Raw genomic sequence first — 21804 nt, 5'->3', positions numbered from 1 at the left:
AAGTCACGAGGAGGTGACTGTGGCCGATCGAGGCACGCTGTCCCGCAGGGGGCTGCTGCGCGGAGCGCTCGCCACGGGGGCCGCGTCGCTGCTCGCAGGCTGCACCGGGTTCGCCACCTCAGGCACCTCGGGGCTGACGTTCCTGTCGACGCAGTTCACCCCGCTGGACGAGGCGGAGCGCTTCCGGGCGTTGCTGCGCAAGGCCTTCGACGGCGACGTCGGCTACGTGACCAGCGATCCGGGGCCCTTCACCACGCAGGTTCGCAGCCAGGTCGACGCGGGCGCGGTCCGGGCGAGCGTGATCGGCGGGCTGCACGGCGACCTCGCGCCGCTCGCGCCCAACCACCTCGAAGACCTGACCGACATCGTCTCCGACTTCAGCTCGCTGGGCTGGCCGCCGGAGTACCTGGAGCTGGCGCGGGCGGGCACGAACCGCACCTGGTACGTGCCGTGGGCGCAGGCCAGCTACGTGCTCGCGGCGCACGTGGATGCCTTGCAGCACTTGCCTTCCGGAGCCAACGCCGATGACCTCAGCTACGACCAGCTGCTGGACTGGGCGATCGCGGCCAGGCGCGCCAACAACAACCGCCCGGTGCTGGGGCTGCCCGGCGGGCCGAAGGGCCTGCTGCACCGCTTCTTCCAGGGCTACCTGCTGCCGTCCTTCACCGGCGGGCAGATCACCACGTTCCGCTCGCCGGAGGCGGTCACCGCCTGGGAGTACATGCGCGAGCTGTGGCGCAACTGCGTGCCCGCCAGCACCAACTACGCCCAGATGCAGGAGCCCATGGAGGCGGGCGAGGTCACCGTCGGCTGGGACCACGTGTCCCGCTTGGTCAACGCGCCCAGGCGTGAGCCGGACAAGTGGCGGATGATGCCCGCGCCGCGCGGCCCGAAGGGGCGCGGCTACATGGCCGTGCTGACCGGGCTGGCCATCCCCAAGGGCGCACCGGACCAGGACCGGGCACGCAGGCTGATCGCCGCGCTCAGCCGGGCCGAGACGCAGGTGGACCTGTTGCGCGCCAACGCCTTCTTTCCGACCGTCCGCACTCCGATCCCGGACGACCTGCCACCCGCGATCAGGCTGGAGGCCGGCGCGGTCGCGAAGCAGCGCGAGTCCAAGGGTGCGATCCTGTCGCTGCCGCCGGTCGGCCTCGGCAGCCGCGAGGGCGAGCTGAGCAAGGTCTTCCGCGACTGCTTCGAGACGATCGTGCTCAAGGGCGGCGACGCACGGTCCACAGTGGACGCTCAGGCGCGGGTGGTCAACCAACTGCTTGCCGACGCCAAGGTCCCTTGCTGGGCGCCGGATCCGCGTGGCACCGGCATCTGCGAGGTGAGGTGAGATGACCACCGCAGTTCACAAGAAGCGGCTCGGCATGTCGCCGTGGTTGCTGCTCGCGCCTTCGACCGTGCTGCTGGTGCTGCTCTTCGGCTGGCCCCTCGTGCAGGGCGTCCTCGCGGCGTTCCAGGACGAGGGCGGAGCCTTCACGCTGGCGAACTGGCAGCGGCTCTTCGGCGACCCGTACTTCGGCGAGGCGTTGCTGAACACCTTGCTGCTCATCGTGATCGTCGTGCCGATCCAGCTCGTGCTGTCCGTCGGCATGACGCTGCTCATCCAGTCCAAGCCGAAGCTCGCCGGGCTGCACTTCTACATCTGGGCCATCCCGCTGGCGATCTCCGACCTCGCGGCGGGCCTGGTGTGGCTGACCGTGTTCGCCGATCGCGGTTACCTGAACTCGCTGCTGATCGGCCTCGGCCTGTCGGAGAACGGGATCGCCTGGCTGAACTACGACAACCCCACCACGATGCTGCTGGCGGTGGTGGTCGCCGAGATCTGGCGAGCGACCTCGATGGTCTTCGTGATCGTCGTCGCGGGCGTGCAGATGATGCCGCCGGACTACGACGAAGCCGCCCAGGTCTTCGGCGCCTCGGCGTGGCAGCGCCTGTGGCACGTCACGTTGCCGCTGCTCAAGCCGAGCCTCCAGGTCGCGCTCATCCTGCGCACAATCCTTGCGCTACAAGCGTTCGCGGTCGCACAGGCGCTGACCGGGCGCAACTTCCCGCTGCTGGTGGGGGAGACCTACCAGTGGTACGTCAACCTCCAGAACCCGGCGGTGGCGAGCGCGGTCGCGCTGGTGATCCTCGCGCTCTCGCTCGGAACCGCGATCCTCTACATGCGCGCGCTGCGCCAGCCCTCCTCGGGAGGCACCCGATGACGCGTCCCGCTGTCGACCTCGCTCCGCTGCGCAGGCGCAAGCGGCAGCGCGTGCTCGTGCAGCTCGCCTGCATCGCGATCTCCGCGTTCATGCTGCTGCCTATCGTGCTGATCGCACTGGCCGCGCTGTCCTCGCGCACGGCGCTCACCGAGTTCCCGAAACCGTTGGTGCCCAGCGAGTTCTCCACCGAGAGCATCAGCGGCTTCGTCGGCGGAGCCGGAGTCGTCCCCGCGTTCGGCAACTCCGTGCTGGCCGGGCTGTACACGGTGGCGCTCGCGCTGCTCCTCGGTGCTCCGGCGGGCTACGCGCTCTCCCGCATCGCTTTCCGGGGCCGCGACGCCTACCAGGTGCTCATCCTGCTGGTCCGCGCGCTGCCGATCGTCGTGCTCTCCGTGCCGCTGGCCACGATGTTCCTGCGCGTGGGCATCGACGACACGGTCTTCGCGGTCACGCTCGTGCACACCGCGCTCGCGCTGCCCACGACGATCTTGATCACCGCGAGCATCTTCGTCGGCGTTCCCCAGGACGTCGAGGAGGCCGCGCTGATCTTCGGCTGCACTCCGGGCCAGGCGATGCGCCGCGTCGTGCTGCCCATGGCGCTTCCGGGGCTCGCCGCGTCCTCGGTGTTCACTTTCGTGTTGTCCTGGAACGAAGTCCTCGGTGCGACAGTGCTGACGCTGGGGCACCGGACGCTGCCCGCGCAGGTGCTGACCTCGCTGGCCGATTCGCCCAACGCCTACCGCTTCGCGGGCGGTTTCGTGCTGGTCCTGCCCGCGCTGCTGTTCATCTTCGTGGTCCGCCGCTACCTGCTGAACATGTGGGGAACGACCCTTCGCTGACCCGATCTGTGCTGAGCCGCCCGACCCACCGAGACGAGAGCACACGATGGCCGAGATCGAACTGCACAACCTGGTCAAGACCTATCCCGGCGGCACCACCAGGGCCACCGACGACGTGAGCCTGCACGTCGCCGACGGCGAGTTCATGGTGCTGCTCGGCCCGTCCGGCTGCGGCAAGACCACGTTGCTGCGCATGGTCGCGGGCCTGGAGCTGCCCGACGGCGGGCAGGTCGTCATCGGCGGCAAGGACGTCACCTACCTGGAGCCGCGCAAGCGCAACCTGTCCATGGTGTTCCAGTCCTACGCGGTGTTCCCGCACCGCAAGGTCGGCGACAACATCGGCTTCGGCCTGCGGATGCGCGGGGTCGACGCCGACGAGATCAAGCGGAAGGTCGCGTGGGCGGCCGACCTGCTCCAGCTCACCCCGTACCTGGACCGCTACCCCGCCAAGCTCTCCGGCGGCCAGCGGCAGCGCGTCGCGGTCGCACGGGCCATCGTGATGGACGCCGAGGTCCTGCTGATGGACGAGCCACTGTCCAATTTGGACGCTCTGCTGCGGCTGTCCTTCCGCGCGGAGCTGAAGAAGCTCGTCGCGGAGCTGGGCACCACGACGCTCTACGTGACCCACGACCAGGTGGAAGCGCTGTCGCTGGGCGATCGCGTCGCGGTGATGCGCCAGGGGCGGATCGCCCAGTGCGACGCGCCGACCACGGTCTACGACCTTCCGGCCGAGGAGTTCGTCGGCGGTTTCATCGGCAGCCCGCCGATGAACTTCCTCACCGGGACCGTCGCCGCGGGCGGCGACGGCGCCCTCCTGCTCGACCTCGGCGCGCACGGTGTTCCCGTTCCGGCCGCCCTGAGCGGCTACGAAGGCCGCCAGCTCCGCCTGGGCGTGCGCCCGGAAGCCTTCGCGGTCGGCTCCACCGGCCCGCTCGCGGCCGAGCTGGAGGTCTTCGAGCCGCTGGGTTCCTCGGTGCTGCTGACCCTGTCGCTGGCCGGGCACCAGCTCAAGGTGCAAGCGCCGCCGACCTTCCGCGCCGAAGCGGGCGCGAGCCTGCGACTGAGCCTGCCCGCGGACCAGTGCCGTTGGTACGACCCGGAAACACACCTGCTGCTGGAGACCTCGTGACCGTTGTTTCACCCACCTCCGCCCACACCACTGCCCACTCCGCAGCGCGGGCCGACCGCCAGGAACTACCACCGCGCCTTCTCGCCGCACGGGCCGCATATGTGTTGCACGGCAACGACACCGGCTCGTTGGTGACCGCGGCACCCCGGCTGTACCCGCACATGTGGAGCTGGGACGCGGCGTTCATCTCGGTCGGCCTCGCCCACCTGGACATCGGGCGCGCGGTCGCCGAGCTGGACACCCTGCTGGCCGCCCAGTGGCGCGGCGGGATGCTGCCGCACATCGTCTTCACCGAGGGCGGCGCCGACGACTACTTCCCCGGACCGCAGCGCTGGGGCGCCCACGAGCTGAGCCCGGACGCGCCGCAGGGCGTGCGCACCTCCGGGATCTGCCAGCCGCCCGCGCACGCGATCGCGGTCGGACGACTGCTGGAGATCGCCAGGCGGGGCGGCGCGCTCGACCGGGCCACCGCCGAGGACTTCGTGCGCCGGTCCTGGCCGAAGCTGCACGCCTGGCACCGCTGGCTGGCCGAGCACCGCGACCCCGGCGGTGACGGCCTGCTCGCGGTGGTGCACGGCTGGGAGTCCGGGATGGACAACTCGCCGCGCTGGGACTCCGCCTACGCGGGCGTCCACCCGGGCGCGGACCTGCCGCCGTACGTGCGGCGCGACCTGCGGTTGGTCGCCGACGCCGGGATGCGGCCCTCCGACGAGGAGTACGACCGCTACCTGTGGCTGGTCGAGGAGATGCGCCGGGTCGGCTACGACCCCGACCGCGTCGTCGCCACGTCGAGCTTCCTCGTGGGCGATGTGTTCCTGACCGCGATCTTCGCGATGGCCTGCGACGTGCTCGCCGAGCTCGGCCAGGAGTTCGGCCAGCCCGCCGCGCGGATCGCCGAGCTGGAGGGCTGGGCCGCGCGCGCCCGCTCCGCCGTCGCCGCGACGGTGGACCCGGCGACCGGGCTGGCCAGGGACCGCGACTTCCGCGCGGGCACGTGGAGCGGCACCCGCACCATGGCCGGGTTCGCCCCGCTGCTGTGCGGCGGGCTGGACCGCACCGCCGAGCGCGCGCTTCTGTCCACTTTGGACGGTCCGGAGTGGTGCGGGAACCCCGGAATGGCCGCCGGGCTGGTGCCCTCCACCTCGCCCGCCGACGAGGCCTTCCGCCCCCGGCAGTACTGGCGCGGGCCGCAGTGGCCGGTGATGGGCTGGCTCTTCGGCTGGTCCTTCGCGCGGCGGGGCTGGGCCGAGCGCGCCGAGCGGCACCGCGCCGAGGGGCTGCGGCTGTGCTCGGACGGGGCCTTCGCCGAGTACTACCATCCGCTGACCGGCGAGCCGCTGGGTAGCCTCGACCAGTCCTGGACGGCCGCCGTCGTGCTCGACTGGCTCTGCTGAAACGCTAGATCGTGTGAACGAGCGGTGGATGTGTCACGGAGAGCACAGGGCTACCTTCTCTCGCCGGTGGGAATTCGCTGTGTCGCCCATCACGTGAGCAGGGCCGATGTCGACCTCTCCGGAGAGATCGACTGGCTGTTCGCCCTGTTCAGTCGGTGTGCACGCAAGGCCGCCCGATCGGCCGAAGGCATTCGGGCATATCTCCGTAGACTTGCCGACGGCCAGGCAGACCAACTCCCACGAGGAGGGAAACGGTGACGCTGCTCGACTCCGTGCGGGGCCCCGCCGACCTGAAGCGCTTGACCCACGAGGAGATGGTGACCCTCGCGGGGGAGATCAGGGCCTTCCTGGTCGACAAGGTCTCCCGCACCGGTGGCCACCTCGGCCCGAACCTGGGAGCCGTGGAGCTGACGCTGGCCGCGCACCGGGTCTTCGACTCCCCGCACGACCCGATCCTGTTCGACACCGGGCACCAGTCCTACGTGCACAAGATCGTCACCGGGCGGCAGGACTTCGGCGCGCTGCGGCAGAAGGGCGGGCTCTCCGGCTACCCCTCGCGGGCCGAGAGCGAGCACGACTTCATCGAGAACAGCCACGCCTCCACCGTGCTGTCCTACGCGGACGGCCTGGCCAAGGCCTTCCAGCTGCGCGACACCCGCAGGCACGTGGTCGCCCTGGTCGGCGACGGCGCGCTCACCGGCGGCATGTGCTGGGAGGCGCTGAACAACATCGCCGGGGACAAGACCCGGCCGGTGGTGATCATCGTCAACGACAACGGCCGCTCGTACTCGCCGACCATCGGCGGCTTCGCCGACCACATGGCGACCCTGCGGCTGCGCCCCGGCTACGAGAAGCTGCTGGAGGACGGCAAGCGCACGCTGCAGAACATGCCCGTCGTCGGCAAGCCGGTGTACGCGGCGCTGCACGCGGCCAAGCGCGGCATCAAGGACGCGCTCAGCCCCCAGGTGATGTTCGAGGACCTCGGCCTGAAGTACTTCGGCCCGGTCAACGGGCACGACATCGTCGCCGTCGAGGCGGCGCTGGAGCGGGCGAAGGCCTTCGGTGGCCCGGTGATCGTGCACGCGGTGACCCGCAAGGGCATGGGCTACGCGCACGCCGAGAACCACGAGGCCGAGCAGATGCACGCCATCGACGTCATCGACCCGGAGACCGGCCAGCCCACCAAGGTCGCCAAGCCCGGCTGGACCTCGGTGTTCTCCGACGAGATCGTGCGGATCGGCGCGGAGCGCGAGGACGTGGTGGCGATCACCGCCGCCATGCTCGGCCCGACCGGTCTGGAGAAGTTCGCGCAGGCCTTCCCCACGCGCTGCTACGACGTGGGCATCGCCGAGCAGCACGCGATGACCTCGGCCGCGGGCCTGGCCATGGGCGGCATGCACCCGGTTTTCGCCGTGTACTCGACCTTCCTCAACCGCGCCTTCGACCAGCTGCTGATGGACGTGGCGCTGCACAAGCAGGGCGTCACCGTCGTGCTCGACCGCGCGGGCGTGACCGGCTCCGACGGCGCCAGCCACAACGGCATGTGGGACCTGTCGATCCTCGGCGTGATCCCCGGCATCCGGATCGCCGTCCCGCGCGATGCGATCAGCCTGCGCGAACAGCTGCGCGAGGCCGTCGAGGTCAAGGACGCGCCCACCGTGCTGCGCTACCCCAAGGGCGCGGTGATCCAGGAGGTCCCCGCGATCGAGCGCCACGGCGCCGTCGACATCCTGCACCGGCCCTCCGCCGACGAGGGGCGGGACGTGCTCCTGGTCGCGGTCGGGGCCTTCGGCCAGCTGGCCGTCGACGTGGCGCGCAGGCTCTCCGACCAGGGCATCGGCGTGACCGTGGTGGACCCGCGCTGGGTGATGCCGGTGCCGAGCGAGCTGGTCGAGCTGGCCGGGGAGCACCGCATGGTGGTCACGGTCGAGGACGGCGGCAGGCACGGTGGCGTCGGCTGGGCGCTGGCGGCGGCCATGCGCGACGCCGGGCTGGTCATGCCCATGCGGGACCTGGCCATCCCCAACCGGTTCCTGGACCACGCCTCGCGGGACCAGGTCCTCGCCGAGCTGGGCCTCACCGCGCAGGACGTCGCCCGCCAGGTCACCGAGTGGGCCTCGGAGTACGACCCGGCGCACACCGAGGTGCCGGAGCAGAAGCTGAAGAAGGCATGAGAAGTCCGCTCGGAGGTTCGAATTCGAAGCTCCGAGCGGGCTCCCGCCCTTCCACCTGTGGCACCGTGGACCTGTGCGAATCCTGGTAGTTGAGGACGAACAGCCGCTTGCCGACGCGATCGCGCGCGGACTGCGCCGCGAGGGCATGGCGGTCGACGTCGCCTACGACGGTGAGTCCGGGCACGAGAAGGTCAGCGTCACCCGCTACGACGTCGTGGTGCTCGACCGCGACCTGCCCGGCATGTCCGGCGACGAGCTGTGCCGCGAGATCGTGGGCTCCGGGGCGTTGAGCCGCGTGCTGATGCTGACCGCCAGCGGCGCGGTCGAGGACCGGGTGTCCGGGCTGTCCCTGGGCGCGGACGACTACCTCGCCAAGCCCTTCGCCTTCCCGGAGCTGGTCGCGCGCGTCCGGGCGCTCGGCCGCCGCGCCACGCCCGCGACGCCGCCCGTGCTCTCCGCCGGTGACCTCGTGCTCGACCCGGCCAAGCGCCGGATCACCCGCTCCGGCAGGCCCGTCGAGCTGACCCGCAAGGAGTTCGGCGTGCTGGAGGTGCTGCTCTCCGCGGGCGGCAAGGTGGTGAGCAGCGAGGAGCTGCTGGAACGCGTCTGGGACGAGAACGCCGACCCGTTCACCACGACGGTCCGGGTGACCGTGATGACCCTGCGCAAGAAGCTCGGCGAGCCTGGCATCATCGACACCGTTGTCGGCTCCGGCTACCGGGTGCCGGACGCGGCCCAGAGCGCGGGAGCCGTTTAGGGCGTTGCTTGACGACGGTCTCACCGCGTCCCGTGCAAGCTGCGGTCACCGTCGTGGTTGAGAGAGGTCATGCGTCGTCGAGGTCCCGGCCTGCGAGTGCGGCTCACGCTGCTCGCGACTGTGCTCGTCGCCGGGGTCAGCGCGCTGCTGCTGTGGCTCGGCTGGATGCTCGTCGGCAACGTCGTCGGCAACGCGCCGAGCCTCCCGCAGGGCTCCACGGTCACCGTTCAGGGCACCGAGCTGTCTCCCGACCAGTTCTCCGCGCTGCTCAGCGAGCGTGCTCGCGAGGAAGTCCTCGACGTCGGCCTGATCGCGTTCCTGTGCGTGGTCGCGGCGACGGCGCTGCTGGTGTGGACGCTCAGCGACCGCGTGCTCCGGCCGTTGCAGGAGGTCACGCACGCGGCGCGGCGGCTGTCCGCCGAGTCCCTCGGCGAGCGCATCGAGCTGACCGGCCCGCGCGATGAGGTCGCCGACCTCGCCGACACCTTCGACGAGATGCTGGACCGGCTCCAAGCGTCCTTCGAGGCTCAGCGGCGCTTCGTCGCCAACGCTTCGCACGAGCTGCGGACGCCTTTGGCCGTTGTGCGCACCGAGCTGGACGTCACGCTGTCCGACCCCGATGCCGACACCGACGAGCTGCGCCGCATGGCCGGTGTCGTCCGCCAGGCCACTCTGCGCGCGGAGCAGCTGGTCGAGGGCCTTCTGCTGCTCGCCAAGACCGATGGCGGCGGGCTCGCCGTGCGCGAGGCCGTCGACCTGACCGTGCTCGTCACCAGCGCGTGGCACGCCGTCCGCGCGGAGGCTGCGCAGCGCGGCCTCGACGTCACCATGGACACCAGCCCGGAGCTGGTCGTCGGCGACCCCGCGCTGTTGGAGCGCGTCGCGGGCAACCTGCTGGAGAACGCGGTGCGGCACAACGTCGACGACGGCTGGATCAAGGTCTCCGTCGGCGAGCACGAGGGCCGCATCCGCCTCGCCGTCGCCTCCTCCGGCCCCGAACTCCCCGCCGCCCAGGTCCCCGAGCTCTTCGAGCCCTTCCGGCGCGGCGGCCGGGCCAGAACCGCCAAGCACGGCGCCGGCCTCGGCCTCTCCATCGTCCGCGCCGTCGTCAACGCCCACGGCGGCGACGTCCAGGCCGACCCCGTCCCCGGCGGCGGCCTCTCCGTCCGCGTCGACCTCCCCACCGCCCCCGTCCCCGCCGTAAAGCCCTGAACGACCCGTTCAGCACCCCCAACGCACCAAACGACCCGTTGGGGTCCTTGAGCGCACCAAACGACCCGTTCAGCGCGCTCAACGCACCAAACGGGTCGTTCAGTGCTTCCCATCACCCCCAACGACTCGTTCAGCCACACGAACCCACCTCAATGACTCATTCAGTTACCTCAACGGACCGAATGAGTCATTGAGGTACTTGAGCGCCCTGAATGAGTCATTGAGGGACAACCGTTTCTGGACAAAGTGTCCGATCTGGACGTAGTGTCCGATGTGTGGATGAGCGGGTGGAGAGGTACGGGCCTGCGTGTGCGGCGGTTGCCGCGTTGCTGAGCCCGCACGCCGAGGTGGTGCTGCACGACCCGGCCGAGGACGTGGTGCTCGCCGTCTGGAACCCGTTCTCCGGGCGCGCACCGAACGATCCGTCGTTGCTCGGCGAACTGGATGAACTGGAGCCGGGCGCGGACGGAGTGCTGGGGCCGTATCCGAAGGTGCTGGCCGACGGGCGGACGCTCACGTCGGTGACCGCGATCTTGCGCGAGCCGGACGCGGTGATGTGCGTCAACCTCGACCGGGGCCCGTTCGAGCAGGCCGCCGCGTTGCTCTCCGCCTTCGCCGCCCCCGTGGTGTCCCGGCCGGAGCCGTTGTTCGAGCACGACTGGTTCGACCGCGTGAACACAGTCGTCGGTTCGGCGGTGCGGCATCGCGGACCCGTGCGGCGGTGGGGAAAACCCGAACGGCTCGCAGTTCTGTCCGAATTGGACAGTGCTGGCGTGTTCGCCGTTCGCCGTGCCGCGCCCGAGGTCGCGCGAGCGCTCCAAGTGTCACGCTCAACCGTCTACGCCTTGCTGACCGAACTCCGTGGGGAGAAGTCATGACCGCGCTGCCCGCCTTCAAGCTGGAGGCGTTCTTCTCGCGGTGGGAGTTCACCGCCCGCTTCCACCTCAGCGCCTCCGACGCGCAGACCACGTCGATGGCAGAGCTGGTCGCGATGGCCGATGACGAGGACCGCGTGGCGTGGGAGAGCCTGGACCTCGGCTACACGCAGACCTACGGAGACCCGTTGCTGCGCAAGGCGATCGCAGAAACCTTCGAGCACGCTGACGCGGAGCACGTGATCACCTTCGCCGGAGCGCAGGAGGGCGTGCTGCTTGGCCTTCAAGTGCTCCTGGGGCCAGAGGACCACGCCGTCGTCGTCACGCCGTGCTACCAGTCGGCTGAGACGATCGCGCTGTCGCTGTGCGAGGTCACCGGCGTGGCGCTGCGCCCGGAGCGGGACTGGGTGCTCGACCTCGACGAGCTGACTGCCGCGCTCCGGCCGAACACGCGCGTCCTGTACATCAACTTCCCGAACAATCCCACTGGGAAGATGTTGTCCCACAATGACTTCGCTGCGGTGGCCGAGCTGTGCGACTCGCGCGGGATCGTGCTGTTCAGTGACGAGGTCCACAGGGGACTGGAACTCGACCCCGCGCGAACCTTGACGCAGGCGGCGGATCTGTCGACCAGTGCGATGTCTCTCGGTGTGACGTCGAAGGCGCTCGGCCTCCCAGGGCTTCGAGTCGGCTGGATCGTGTGCCGGGACAAGGAGATCCTCGCCCGGCTCGAACGCGCGAAGCACTACACGACGATCTGCACGAGCGCGCCGAGCGAGGTCCTTGCCCGCATCGCCATCAAGGCGCGCGAGCAGCTGCTGTCCAGAAATCGTGAGCTGGTCGCGAAGAACCTCCAGATCTTCGGCGACTTCTTCGCGGGCTTCGACGACCTCTTCGAGTGGGCCGCGCCGGAGGGCGGGTGTGTCGCTTTCCCGCGTTACCTTGGTGGACAAGGGATCGAGGAGTTCTGCGGTCGGCTCGTCGAGGAAACCGGTGTGCTGCTCGTACCGTCGACGATCTTCACATCGGAGCTGACCCCGGTCCCGGTCGACCGCTTCCGCATCGGCGTCGGCAGGTCGGACCCCGAGCCCGCGCTGGCCGCGTTCTCCGGCTGGCTGCGCCACGAGTAGCGCTGTGCGCTGTCCCCCGCGGGCGTGAACCTCGGTCGGGTGAGCCCGGTTGCCGTGCTCCCCGGCGCCCTCCAGGCTTCCCGCCATGATCAAGAAGATGAGCCGGACCCTGCTGGCCGGGGCGCTCGGACTCGCCCTCGCCGGTGCCGCCGCGCCGGTCGCCGCCGCGAACCCGCCCGCCTCGATCGAGGTGAACAAGGAAGCCAAGCTGGTCAAGAACGGTGCCGCCGCGATGATCGAGGGCACTTACGACTGCGCGGGCGGCCCGGTCGACCTGCTGGTCGACGTCGACCAGAAGGGGAACGCCCAGGGCAAGGGCAAGAGCGGCAAGCTGGAGTGCTCCAAGGCCGAGCGCGCCGCTGGCAAGGCCAAGAAGTGGAAGGTCACCGTGCCGGTGCAGAGCCGCGGCGGCCTGTTCCTGGCGGCCTCCGCCTACGTCTCGGTGCGCCTGTGCGGGACCGGCACGCTGAACGTCTTCGCCAGCCTCAACCTCTGGGTCAACCTTCGCCTCTGAGCGCGAGCGGCTCCGCCGGGTTGCTGAGATAAGCCCGGCGGAGCAAGGAGTTCAGCTCATCGTCCACAGTGAACTCCACCTCGTCGACCGACGAGATGGGTTGCGTGGCGATGGCCTCGTTGGTGGCGAAGGCGGACCGGAACGACGGCAGGTCCGCCAACGTCAGCCTGCGCATCTCCACGGGGATGCCCATGCGGCGCAAACCCTTGCAAGTCAAGTGGATCGTCACTCCCGGCAGCGCGGGCGCCGTCGGAAGCACGACGCGCGAGCCGTCGTAGAAGCCGACGTTCCACACGGTGCCCTCGGAGATGTGACCGGAGCGGTTGACGAACAGTGCGTCGTCGTAGCCCGCGAGCCGCGCCAACCTCCGCTGCAACAACAACCCGAAGGTGCCGACGTGTTTCACCTGCGGCAGATCTCGTTCGTACACAACGGATCTGACGTGCATCGCCGAGTCCGGCCACGGCGCCGCAGGGCGAACCGTGACCAACGTCGTCGGTGTCACGATGTTGTCCAAAGTGGACATCGAGACCTCGGGTGAGAACACGTTCACCCTGACGTTCATCGCTTCCGTGCGCTCGCCCAGCTCCGCCCGGATCGCGGCCTTCACCGCCTCCGCGTCCACGCCCTCTCCGAACACCAGCCGCGCGTCGCGGTCCAGCCGCTCCAGGTGCAGCCCCAGCCCGCGAACCCGGCCGTCCTCCGCGCGCATCGCCGTGAAGTGGCCGTAGTTGAAGACCGCGACCGTCCGCGCCGCATCCACGTCGCCGAAGATCAGTACAGCTTGGAGAGGTCGACCGACACGGCGAACGGGGCCGCGACGCCCAAGTTGCCCACGTGCGCCCCGGTCGACTGGTACGTCCTGGTCGTCAGGTCGAGTTGATAGGTGAACACCGTCAGCGCGCTCCGGTGATACTCGAGGCGCCAGAAGTGCTCGATCCCCGATGCCGCGTACTCAGCGGGCTTGTCGATCTGGTCGGCGGTCACCGAGCCCGGAGACATGATCTCGACGAGCAACAGGCAGTGCTCAGGTCGCAGCACCACGTCGTAGGGCAGGTGGGCGTCGTAGACCACGATGTCGGGGCGTCGATTGAGCAGTGGAACATCTCGTAGGCGCAGGTCCACGTCAGTGTCCACCGCACAGGTCTCGCCACACGCCTCTTCCAGCAGGTTCGCCAGGCGGCGGGCGATCGTTTGGTGCGGGCGGCGAGGGGCGGGGTTCACGACGATGGCTCCGTCAACGATCTCGATCCGGCGGCAGACCTCCTCAGGGAGCGCCTCGTAGTCGGCAACGGTCAGCCCATCGGAGTGCTGGACCAACCAGTCGGACAGCGCGGTCATCGAGACCCCCTCTCACGGAGCACCACCCAGCGTAGCGGAGCCGCCTTCGCACGATATCGCCCCGAGCAGCGAAAAGCCCGGTCCGAACGGGCGGACCGGGCTTTCGCGCGGGGGACGAGACGGGGACTACACCGGGACGCTGGCCACGCCGGGGGCGAGGAAGCGCGATCCGGTGACCTTCTCCGAAATGCCGGAGCGGTCCAGGTACGGCGTGATGCCGCCGAGCCAGAACGGCCAGCCGGCGCCGAGGATCATGCACAGGTCGATGTCCTGCGCCTCGGCGACGACGCCCTCGTCGAGCATGATCTTGATTTCCTCGGCGAGCGCCTCCAGCGCACGGGCCTTGACCTGCTCGCCGGTGAGCGGGCTGTCACCGAGCTTCCACAGCGCGGCGACCTCGGGGTCCACGCTCTGCTTGCCCTGCGCGTCCCACTGCCACACGGCGGTCTTGCCCGCGGCCACGAACGCCTTCATGTTCTCGCTGACGGTGAAGCGGTCGGGGAACGCGGCGTGCATCGTCTCCGACACGTGCAGCGCCACCGCGGAACCGACCAGCTGCAACAGGATCAGCGGGCTCATCGGCAGGCCGAGCGGCTCGGTGGAGCGGTCGGCTACCTCGAACGGGGTGCCCTCGTCGACGGAGGCGAGCACCTCGCCCATGAAGCGGGTGAGCAGCCGGTTGACCACGAACGACGGCGCGTCCTTGACCAGCACGCAGGACTTCTTCAGCTGCTTGCCGGTGGCGAAGGCCGTGGCGAGCGTGGCGTCGTCGGTCTGGTCGGCGCGCACGATCTCCAGCAGCGGCATCACCGCGACGGGGTTGAAGAAGTGGAAACCCACGACCCGCTCGGGGTGCGCCAGCTTCGAGGCCATCTCGGTGATCGACAGCGAGGAGGTGTTGGTCGCCAGCACGCACTCGGCGGAGACGTGTTCCTCCAGCTCGGCGAACACCTGCTGCTTCACGCCGAGGTCCTCGAACACGGCCTCGATCACGAAGTCCGCGTCGGCGAAGGCCGCCTTGTCCAGCGAGCCGCTGACCAGCGCCTTGAGCCGGTTGGCCTCGTCGGGCGACACGCGGCCCTTGCCGAGCAGCTTGTCCACCTCGCCGTGCACGTAGCCGACGCCCTTGTCCAGGCGCGCCTGGTCGATGTCGGTGAGCACAACGGGCACGTGCAGGCGGCGGGCGAACAGCAGCGCCATCTGCCCGGCCATCAGGCCCGCGCCGACGACGCCGACCTTGGTGACCTTGCGGGCCAGCGCCTTGTCCGGCGCGCCGACCGGGCGCTTGGCCCGCTTCTGCACGAGGTTGAACGAGTACAGCCCGGCGCGCAGCTCATCGCTGAGCAGCAGGTCGGCCAGCGCCTCGTCCTCGGCGGCGAAACCGCGGTCGAGGTCGTTCTCGCGAGCCAGCTCCAGCAGCTCCAGCGCCTTGCGCGGGCCGGGAGCGGCACCCCGGGTCTTGCCGTCCACGATCGCCCTGCCGCGCGCCAGAGCGGCGTCCCAGCCCGCGCCGCGGTCGATCTCCGCGCGCTCGGGCGTGACGGTTCCGGACGCCACGCGGGCCGCCCAGAGCAGCGACTGCTCCAGGTAGTCGGCGGAGTCGAACAGCTCGTCGAAGATGCCGAGGTCCTTGGCCTGCTTCGGCTTGAGCATCCGGTTCTGGTTGAGCGCGTTCTCCAGGATCACCGTCACGGCCTTGTCCGGGCCGATCAGGTTGGGCAGCAGCTGCGTGCCGCCCCATGCCGGGACCAGCCCGAGGAAGCACTCGGGCAGCGAGATCGCCGCCGCGTTGGAGGACACGGTCCGGTAGTGGCAGTGCAGCGCCACCTCGAGACCGCCGCCCATGGCCGCGCCGTTGACGAAGGCGAAGGTCGGCACCGAGGACTCGCGCAGGCGGCGGAACACCGCGTGCCCGAGCTGCCCGACGCCGAGCGCCTGCTCGCGACCCTCGACCTTCACGACGCCCGTCAGGTCCGCGCCGACGGCGAAGACGAAGGGCTTGCCGGTGATCGCGATCGCGGCGGGCGAGCCCGCGAACGCCGCGTCCAGCGCCTCGTTCAGGCTGGCCAGCCCGCCGGGGCCGAACGTGGACGGCTTGGTGTGGTCGAAGCCGTTGTCCAGGGTGATCAGCGCCAGCCTGCCGTCGAGGCCCGGCACGTCGACGAACTGGGTGACCGCCTTCGTCACGACCTCGTTCGGGTCGGCGACCGCCGTGACCCCGGCCGCGGTGACCGTGGTTGCCTCGCTCACTTCGACTCCCCCTGCCAGTGCGGGTTCTCCCAGATGACGGTCCCGCCCATGCCGATGCCGATGCACATGGTGGTGATGCCGTAGCGCACGTCGGGGCGCTCGGCGAAGTGCCGCGAGAGCTGCGTCATCAACCGCACGCCCGAGGACGCCAGCGGGTGGCCGCAGGCGATCGCGCCGCCCCACGGGTTGACCCTGGGGTCGTCGTCGGCGATGCCGAAGTGGTCGAGGAAGGCCAGCACCTGGACCGCGAACGCCTCGTTGACCTCGAACAGGCCGATGTCGGAGATGGACAGCCCGGTGCGCTCCAGCGCCTTCTCCGTCGCCGGGACCGGCCCGACGCCCATGACCTCGGGGTCCACGCCCGCGAAGGCGTAGCCCACCAGGCGCATGCCGACCGGCAGTCCCAGCTCGCGCGCGGTGGCCTCGTCGGCCAGCACGCACGCGGTCGCCCCGTCGTTGAGCCCGGCCGCGTTGCCCGCGGTCACGCGCCCGTGCGGGCGGAACGGGGTCTTGAGCGCGGCCAGGGTCTCCACGGTGGTGCCGGGGCGCGGCGGCTCGTCGGCGCCCGCGAGGCCCCAACCCCGCTCGGCGGAGCGCGTGGCGACCGGGACCAGGTTCTCCGCGATCTTGCCCGCCTTGTGCGCCTCGTCGTAGCGCGCCTGCGACAGGGCTGCGTAGCGGTCGGCCCGCGCCTTGTCGATGTGCGGGAAGCGGTCGTGCAGGTTCTCCGCGGTCTGGCCCATGACCAGCGCGGAGGTGTCCACGATCTTGTCGGCCAGGAAGCGCGGGTTCGGGTCGACGCCCTCGCCCATCGGGTGGCGGCCCATGTGCTCGACGCCGCCCGCGATCGCCACGTCGTAGGCGCCGAAGGCGATGCCACCGGCGACCGAGGTCACGGCGGTCATGGCGCCCGCGCACATGCGGTCGATCGAGTAGCCCGGCACCGAGCGCGGCAGCCCGGCGAGCAGCGCGGCGGTGCGGCCCAGCGTCAGGCCCTGGTCGCCGATCTGCGTGGTGGCGGCGATGGCCACCTCGTCGACGCGCTCCGGCGGCAGCTCCGGGTGCCGCCGCAGCAGTTCGCGAATGACCTTGACGACGAGGTCGTCGGCGCGGGTCTCGGCGTACATGCCCTTCGGACCGGCCTTGCCGAACGGCGTGCGCACGCCGTCGACGAAGACCACGTCCCGAACGGCGCGCCCCGCGGTGGCAGGTGCAGCCACGGCGTGCTCCTCACTCGGTGTGGAACTTCGGAGAAACTCTTCGGAAGACTGCCAGGCCGTATTACCGGCCGGTAACCACCACTCTAGCGGGCGCTACCGACCGGTAACCACTGGTGTGCGCCTGTCTGCTCGATCACAGCTCAGGAGCTGGCGGGCGTGGCCTGCAACGCGGTCACGAGCAGGCCCGAGGTCAGCCCGATCTGCCAGTTCCGCGCGCCGCCCTTGGCCAGCGCCTCGCGCACCGCGTCCTCGGTCGCGTCCGCGGGCGGCTGCCAGCACAGCCTGCGCACCAGCTCGGGCTGGAGCATGTTCTCCACCGGCATCCGCAGTTCCTTGGAGCGTTCGGTCAGCGCCCCGCGCGCCGCCTGCAACCGCGCCGCCGCGGCCGGGTCGCGCTCGGCCCAGCGGTTGGGCGGGGGCGGGCCGTCGTGCGGGGGAGAGGGGTCGGGCAGCTCGCTCTTGGGCAGCTCGCGTGCTTCACGCAGCGCGCCCGCCCAGATGTCCACCTGGCGCCGCTGGGCGCGTCCCCGGAACACGGGCAGCCCCAACAGCTCCCGCTCGCTCGGCGGGTCGTTCAGGGCCGCTTCCACGATCGCGGCGTCCGGCAGCACACGGCCCGGGGCGATGTCGCGCTGCCGCGCCAGTCCGTCGCGCGCCTGCCACAGCGACCTCGCCGCCGCGTACTGCCGGGGCGAGCGCAGCTTGTGGATGCCGGAGGTGCGGCGCCACGGCTCGGCGCGCGGACCGGGTGGGGGCGCCGTGCGCACCGCCTCGAACTCCTCCAGCGCCCAGTCCAGCTTGTCCTGGGCGATGAGCTCCTTCTCCAGACGATTGCGCAGCTCGACGAGCAGCTCCACGTCCAGCGCCGCGTAGGAGAGCCACTCCTCCGGCAGCGGTCGGCGCGACCAGTCCGCCGCGCCGTGGCCCTTCTCCAGCCGGTAGCCCAGCAGCCGCTCGACCAGCGCGCCCAGCGCGACCCGCTCGAAGCCGCACAGCCGTCCGGCCAGCTCGGTGTCGAAGAGCCCGCCGGGGCGCAGGTCCAGCTCGGCCAGGCAGGGCAGGTCCTGCGAGGCGGCGTGCAGCACCCAGTCGGCGCCGTTGATCAGCTCGCCCAGCAGGTCGATGTCCTTGCCCAGCGGGATGGGGTCCACCAGGACCGACCCGGCGCCCTCGCGTCGCAGCTGCACCAGGTACGCCCGTTGGGAGTAGCGGTAGCCGGAGGCGCGTTCGGTGTCCACGGCGTACGGGCCGTGCCCGGCGGCGAGCTTGGCGACCGCCGCACGCAGCGCGGGCAGCGTTTCGACCACCGGGGGCACCCCCTCCGCCGGCCGGGTCAACGGCACCGGTTCGGCGGCGGGCGATGCGGGGTCTGAGGAGAGCGCGGGTGAGCCTGAATCCACGCCGTAAGACCTTATGCGCCCGACCGGTCGGTCAGCAGCGGGAGACTCAAAGCTCTGAGGTGTTTCCGGGCAGGAATCATCCACAGATGTCCTTCACCCCGGTCACCCCGGCGGGTTCCGGACCCCGCCGGGGGTGTGCGGCCCCCGTGCGGAGTTACCCGAAAACCCCAGGTGAAGTGGTGCGGGCATGACGAAGAGCGGGACCTCGCACGCACCGCGCGTACGGTACGAGGTCACGCCGTCGTCCGACCTGTACCGGGCACGTGAAGATCGGTGAATCACGTGCCCGGCCAGGCGTGTCTTGCCCTCCCCCTCACCGAGGGGTTCAGCGGATCACGCCGGCCCGCATGGCCAGCGCAACCATCTGTGCTCTGTCACCGGTGCCCAGCTTGCGCCCTATCCGCGACAGGTGAGACTTCACCGTGAGCGCCGACAGGTTGAGTGCCTCGCCGATCTCCTTGTTCGATCGGCCATCGGCGACCAGCTGGAGAACCTCGACCTCACGCGCGGAGAGTTCCCGCGGCGTGTTGTCCGTACCGGGAACCCGGGTTCCGGCCGCGAGGACCGGAGCCACACTGGGATCGGCGTAGACGCCGCCCTCGAGGACCCTGCGCACCCCGTCGGTGACCACCATCGGCGAGGCCGACTTCAGCAGGTAGGCCTGTGCGCCTGCCTGGAAGGCGGCCCGTACCGCGTACGGGTCGTCGGAGGATGCCAGGACCACGATTCGAGGCCAGCCCTGGGCACGGAGCTCCGTGACCAGGTCGATGCCACTCCCGTCCGGGAGTCCGAGGTCGAGGATCGCGAGGTCGCACGGACCCGTGGCGAGAGCGCGCGCCCTCGCCTCGGCCACCGATGCGGCCTCGTGCACCGTGCCGGCTCCCATCTGCATGAGTCGGGCCGCGATGGCCTCCCTCAGCAGTGGGTGGTCATCGACCACCAGCACCGAAAACAGCTCTTCCCGCGGGTGCGGGACCATGTTCGCCGGCATGGTGCCGGCTGGCGTGGTACGAACGGCCTGTCCTAAGCCGACGGCAGCCACGTCACTACCTCCCTGGAGTCGGTCGTGCCCCCCGACCGGCACCGGGACTTTCGACCGATCGGCCGCGCCACCGATCCACCGAAAGTGGTGTCGTCGGAGGCAGCGTAGCCGCCCGAGAGGGTAAGCGGGACGATCAATTGGGTATCTGTCCCGATCGGGGTGTGACTTTGCTGCACTCTGATCACACGATCGGGGGTTCCCGGCGGGGGTGGTTAACGTCTCGCCGCGATCGAGCGAATACAAGGAGTTGTGGTGCTAGCAGAGCAGGCCCTGACCACGTCCAGAGAGCTCCTGCGGGCCGCTCCGGTCCTCGACGGGCACAACGATCTCCCCTGGGCCCTGCGCAAGATCGCCGACGGCGACACGATCGCCGCGGCGGCGGTCCTGGACCTCTCGGCGGAGCAGACCGCGACTCACACTGATCTTGTGCGGCTGCGCCGAGGAGGCGTCGGCGGGCAGTTCTGGTCGGTCTACGTCCCGTGCGGCTACACAGGTCACAGTGCGGTCACGGCCGTGCTGGAACAGATCGAACTCGTGCACGACCTCGCCGGCCGCTACCCGGAGGACCTCCGCCTCGCGCTCACCGCCCACGAGGTGGAGACGGCGATGGCCGACGGGAAGGTTGCATCCCTTCTCGGCGCGGAGGGCGGGCACTGCATCGCCGAGTCCCTCGGGGCGCTGCGCGCGCTGTACCGCCTGGGCGTTCGCTACATGACGCTCACCCACAACGACAACGTCCCGTGGGCCGACTCGGCCACCGACGAGCCCGCGGTGGGCGGGCTGAGCGACTTCGGCCGCGAGGTGGTCCGCGAGATGAACCGCCTCGGCATGCTCGTCGACCTCTCCCACGTGGCGCCGTCGACCATGCGCGACGCCCTGGACACCTCGGTCGCCCCGGTGATCTTCAGCCACTCCTCCTGCCGCGCGGTCGCCGACCACGTGCGCAACGTGCCCGACGACGTGCTGTCCCGGCTCGCGGGCAACGGCGGCCTCTGCATGGTGACCTTCGTGCCGAAGTTCGTCTCCGAGGAGCGGGCCGCCTGGGACGACGCCCTGCGCGAGGAGCTGTCGGCGGCGGGACAGGACCCGGCCGACGACGCGGTCTGGGCGTCCGGCCTGCGCTCGCGCGCTGCCCGCGTGCCCCGGCCCGAGGTCACCATCGACACGATCGTCAAGCACGTCGAGCACGCCCGCGAGGTCGCTGGCATCGACCACATCGGTCTCGGTGGCGACTACGACGGCGTCAGCGAACTGCCCGTCGGCCTTGAGGACGTTTCCGGTTACCCGGCACTGATCGCCGCACTGCTCGAACGCGGCTGGAGCACCCAGGACTGCGCCAAGCTCACCTCCGGCAACGCCCTCCGCGTCCTCCGCGACGCCGAACACATCGCCGCCAAGCTCTGACCCACCGCCCCGCCAATGCCCCGTTCAGTCCGTTGAAGGAGCTGAATGACTCATTGAGGTACTTGAGCGCCCTCAATGACTCATTCAGCACCCTCAACCACATGAACGGGTCATTGGCGCGCGTGGTGGGGAGCCCTGAACGACCCGTTTGGTGCGTTGAGCGCGCTGAACGGGTCGTTTGGTGCGTTAGGAGCCCTGAACGGGTCGTTTGGTGCACTGGGGGCGCTGAACGGGTCGTTTGGTGCGGTGGAGGACCTGAAGGGGTCGTTCGGGGCTTGAGGGGCTTGAGGGCGGGTCAGCAGTTGGCCTTGCGTTGGCCGAAGAGGGTCACGCCTGCTGGGGGGAGGCCGGCGGCGCTGGCGAGGAGCTCGCAGAAGGCTTGGCCGTGGGAGGCCAGGCGGGTGTCGAGCGCGGTCCACGAACCGCGCAGCTCCAGGTCGTGGGTGTGCGTGGGCCCGGCGATGTCGCCGAAGCGGGCGGAGGAGGTCTGGGTGACCGTGCCGCCGAGCGCGGTCCACTCCGCGCCGGAGGTCTCCAGGGCGTCGGTCAGCCAGGACCAGCCGACTTCGGGGAGCAGGGGATCGCCCGCGAGCTCGGTGTCGAGCTCCGCGCGGACCAGCACCACGAGCCGGAGGACCCCGTCCCACGCCTGGGCGCCGTCGGGGTCGTGCAGCAGCACCAGCCTGCCGGTCGCCAGCTCGCCAGCGGGACCGTCCACCTCGGCGCTGAGCGCGTACGCCCAGGGAGCCAGGCGTTGCGGCGCCTTGACCTCGCTGACGTCCATCTCGGGCCGCGGCTGCACCGACCGCAGTGCGGCCACCGCCTCCCGGAAAACCTCGGGCTCCGCCGATATCCCGGTCACGAGATCGACTCTAGGGCGAGAGCGAGCACGACGGCCGTAGGCCACGCC

General features: G+C 70.4%; 19 protein-coding genes. 12 read left to right on the top strand and 7 right to left on the bottom strand.

Going from position 1 to position 21804, the window contains the following annotated elements:
• Positions 1-19: 19 nt before the first annotated feature.
• The 11 genes from ABD798_RS28420 (at position 20) to ABD798_RS28370 (ending at position 12237) form a co-directional block, all read left to right on the top strand.
• Positions 20-1339 carry an ABC transporter substrate-binding protein gene (locus ABD798_RS28420; protein ID WP_344881313.1) on the top strand — a complete coding sequence of 440 codons (1320 nt, stop codon included), beginning with the start codon at positions 20-22 and terminating at the stop codon, positions 1337-1339.
• Position 1340: 1 nt separating this feature from the next.
• A complete protein-coding gene (locus tag ABD798_RS28415) occupies positions 1341-2213 on the top strand; it encodes a carbohydrate ABC transporter permease (protein ID WP_344881310.1) in 873 nt (290 codons plus the stop codon).
• On the top strand, positions 2210-3052 hold the full coding sequence (locus ABD798_RS28410; RefSeq protein ID WP_344881307.1) for a carbohydrate ABC transporter permease: 843 nt from the start codon (positions 2210-2212) through the stop codon (positions 3050-3052). The genes ABD798_RS28415 and ABD798_RS28410 overlap by 4 nt, the downstream gene beginning before the upstream one ends.
• Before the next feature lie 46 nt (positions 3053-3098).
• Positions 3099-4181 (top strand): ABC transporter ATP-binding protein, encoded by a 1083-nt coding sequence (locus ABD798_RS28405; RefSeq protein ID WP_344881304.1) that lies wholly within the window; start codon positions 3099-3101, stop codon positions 4179-4181.
• Positions 4178-5575, top strand: a complete 1398-nt coding sequence (ggh, locus tag ABD798_RS28400; RefSeq protein ID WP_344881301.1) for a glucosylglycerate hydrolase — start codon at positions 4178-4180, stop codon at positions 5573-5575. Before ABD798_RS28405 ends, ggh begins: the two co-directional genes overlap by 4 nt.
• A gap of 254 nt (positions 5576-5829) precedes the next feature.
• Positions 5830-7749, top strand: a complete 1920-nt coding sequence (gene dxs / locus ABD798_RS28395) for a 1-deoxy-D-xylulose-5-phosphate synthase (protein ID WP_344881299.1) — start codon at positions 5830-5832, stop codon at positions 7747-7749.
• Between the two features lie 73 nt (positions 7750-7822).
• On the top strand, positions 7823-8506 hold the full coding sequence (locus ABD798_RS28390) for a response regulator transcription factor (RefSeq protein WP_344881296.1): 684 nt from the start codon (positions 7823-7825) through the stop codon (positions 8504-8506).
• 69 nt (positions 8507-8575) lie between these two features.
• Positions 8576-9718: a sensor histidine kinase gene (locus ABD798_RS28385; protein WP_344881293.1), complete on the top strand. Its 1143-nt coding sequence runs from the start codon at positions 8576-8578 to the stop codon at positions 9716-9718.
• A gap of 275 nt (positions 9719-9993) precedes the next feature.
• Complete coding sequence (locus ABD798_RS28380; RefSeq protein WP_344881291.1) at positions 9994-10596, top strand: helix-turn-helix transcriptional regulator; 603 nt, start codon at positions 9994-9996, stop codon at positions 10594-10596.
• On the top strand, positions 10593-11723 hold the full coding sequence (locus ABD798_RS28375; protein WP_344881288.1) for an aminotransferase class I/II-fold pyridoxal phosphate-dependent enzyme: 1131 nt from the start codon (positions 10593-10595) through the stop codon (positions 11721-11723). The genes ABD798_RS28380 and ABD798_RS28375 overlap by 4 nt, the downstream gene beginning before the upstream one ends.
• An 85-nt stretch (positions 11724-11808) precedes the next feature.
• Positions 11809-12237, top strand: a complete 429-nt coding sequence (locus ABD798_RS28370; protein ID WP_344881285.1) for a hypothetical protein — start codon at positions 11809-11811, stop codon at positions 12235-12237.
• Here the strand turns inward: ABD798_RS28370 and ABD798_RS28365 are convergent.
• The 6 genes from ABD798_RS28365 to ABD798_RS28340 all read right to left on the bottom strand — a co-directional run bounded on the left by ABD798_RS28365 (position 12221) and on the right by ABD798_RS28340 (position 19439).
• Positions 12221-13000 (bottom strand): aminotransferase class IV, encoded by a 780-nt coding sequence (locus tag ABD798_RS28365; RefSeq protein WP_344881282.1) that lies wholly within the window; start codon positions 12998-13000, stop codon positions 12221-12223. The genes ABD798_RS28370 and ABD798_RS28365 overlap by 17 nt on opposite strands.
• A gap of 11 nt (positions 13001-13011) precedes the next feature.
• Positions 13012-13578, bottom strand: a complete 567-nt coding sequence (locus ABD798_RS28360) for a Uma2 family endonuclease (RefSeq protein ID WP_344881279.1) — start codon at positions 13576-13578, stop codon at positions 13012-13014.
• A 126-nt stretch (positions 13579-13704) separates the two neighbouring features.
• Complete coding sequence (locus ABD798_RS28355) at positions 13705-15828, bottom strand: 3-hydroxyacyl-CoA dehydrogenase NAD-binding domain-containing protein (RefSeq protein WP_344881276.1); 2124 nt, start codon at positions 15826-15828, stop codon at positions 13705-13707.
• Entirely contained in the window at positions 15825-17048 is a 1224-nt protein-coding gene (locus ABD798_RS28350) for a thiolase family protein (protein WP_344881273.1), read from the bottom strand. The genes ABD798_RS28355 and ABD798_RS28350 overlap by 4 nt, the downstream gene beginning before the upstream one ends.
• 140 nt (positions 17049-17188) lie before the next feature.
• Positions 17189-18448 (bottom strand): HRDC domain-containing protein, encoded by a 1260-nt coding sequence (locus ABD798_RS28345; RefSeq protein WP_425549279.1) that lies wholly within the window; start codon positions 18446-18448, stop codon positions 17189-17191.
• A 325-nt stretch (positions 18449-18773) separates the two neighbouring features.
• A complete protein-coding gene (locus ABD798_RS28340) occupies positions 18774-19439 on the bottom strand; it encodes a response regulator (protein WP_172806562.1) in 666 nt (221 codons plus the stop codon).
• Positions 19440-19742: 303 nt separating this feature from the next.
• On the opposite strand from ABD798_RS28340, the gene ABD798_RS28335 reads away from it, so the two are divergent.
• Positions 19743-20894 (top strand): dipeptidase, encoded by a 1152-nt coding sequence (locus ABD798_RS28335; protein WP_344881267.1) that lies wholly within the window; start codon positions 19743-19745, stop codon positions 20892-20894.
• Positions 20895-21189: 295 nt separating this feature from the next.
• Here ABD798_RS28335 and ABD798_RS28330 read toward each other — a convergent pair whose 3' ends face one another.
• Positions 21190-21756 carry a DUF3000 domain-containing protein gene (locus ABD798_RS28330; RefSeq protein WP_344881264.1) on the bottom strand — a complete coding sequence of 189 codons (567 nt, stop codon included), beginning with the start codon at positions 21754-21756 and terminating at the stop codon, positions 21190-21192.
• Between the last annotated feature and the right edge of the window lie 48 nt (positions 21757-21804).

Source organism: Allokutzneria multivorans (assembly GCF_039537405.1).
In the GTDB taxonomy this organism is placed as follows: domain Bacteria; phylum Actinomycetota; class Actinomycetes; order Mycobacteriales; family Pseudonocardiaceae; genus Allokutzneria; species Allokutzneria multivorans.
This window is presented reverse-complemented; position numbering and strand designations above follow the sequence as displayed.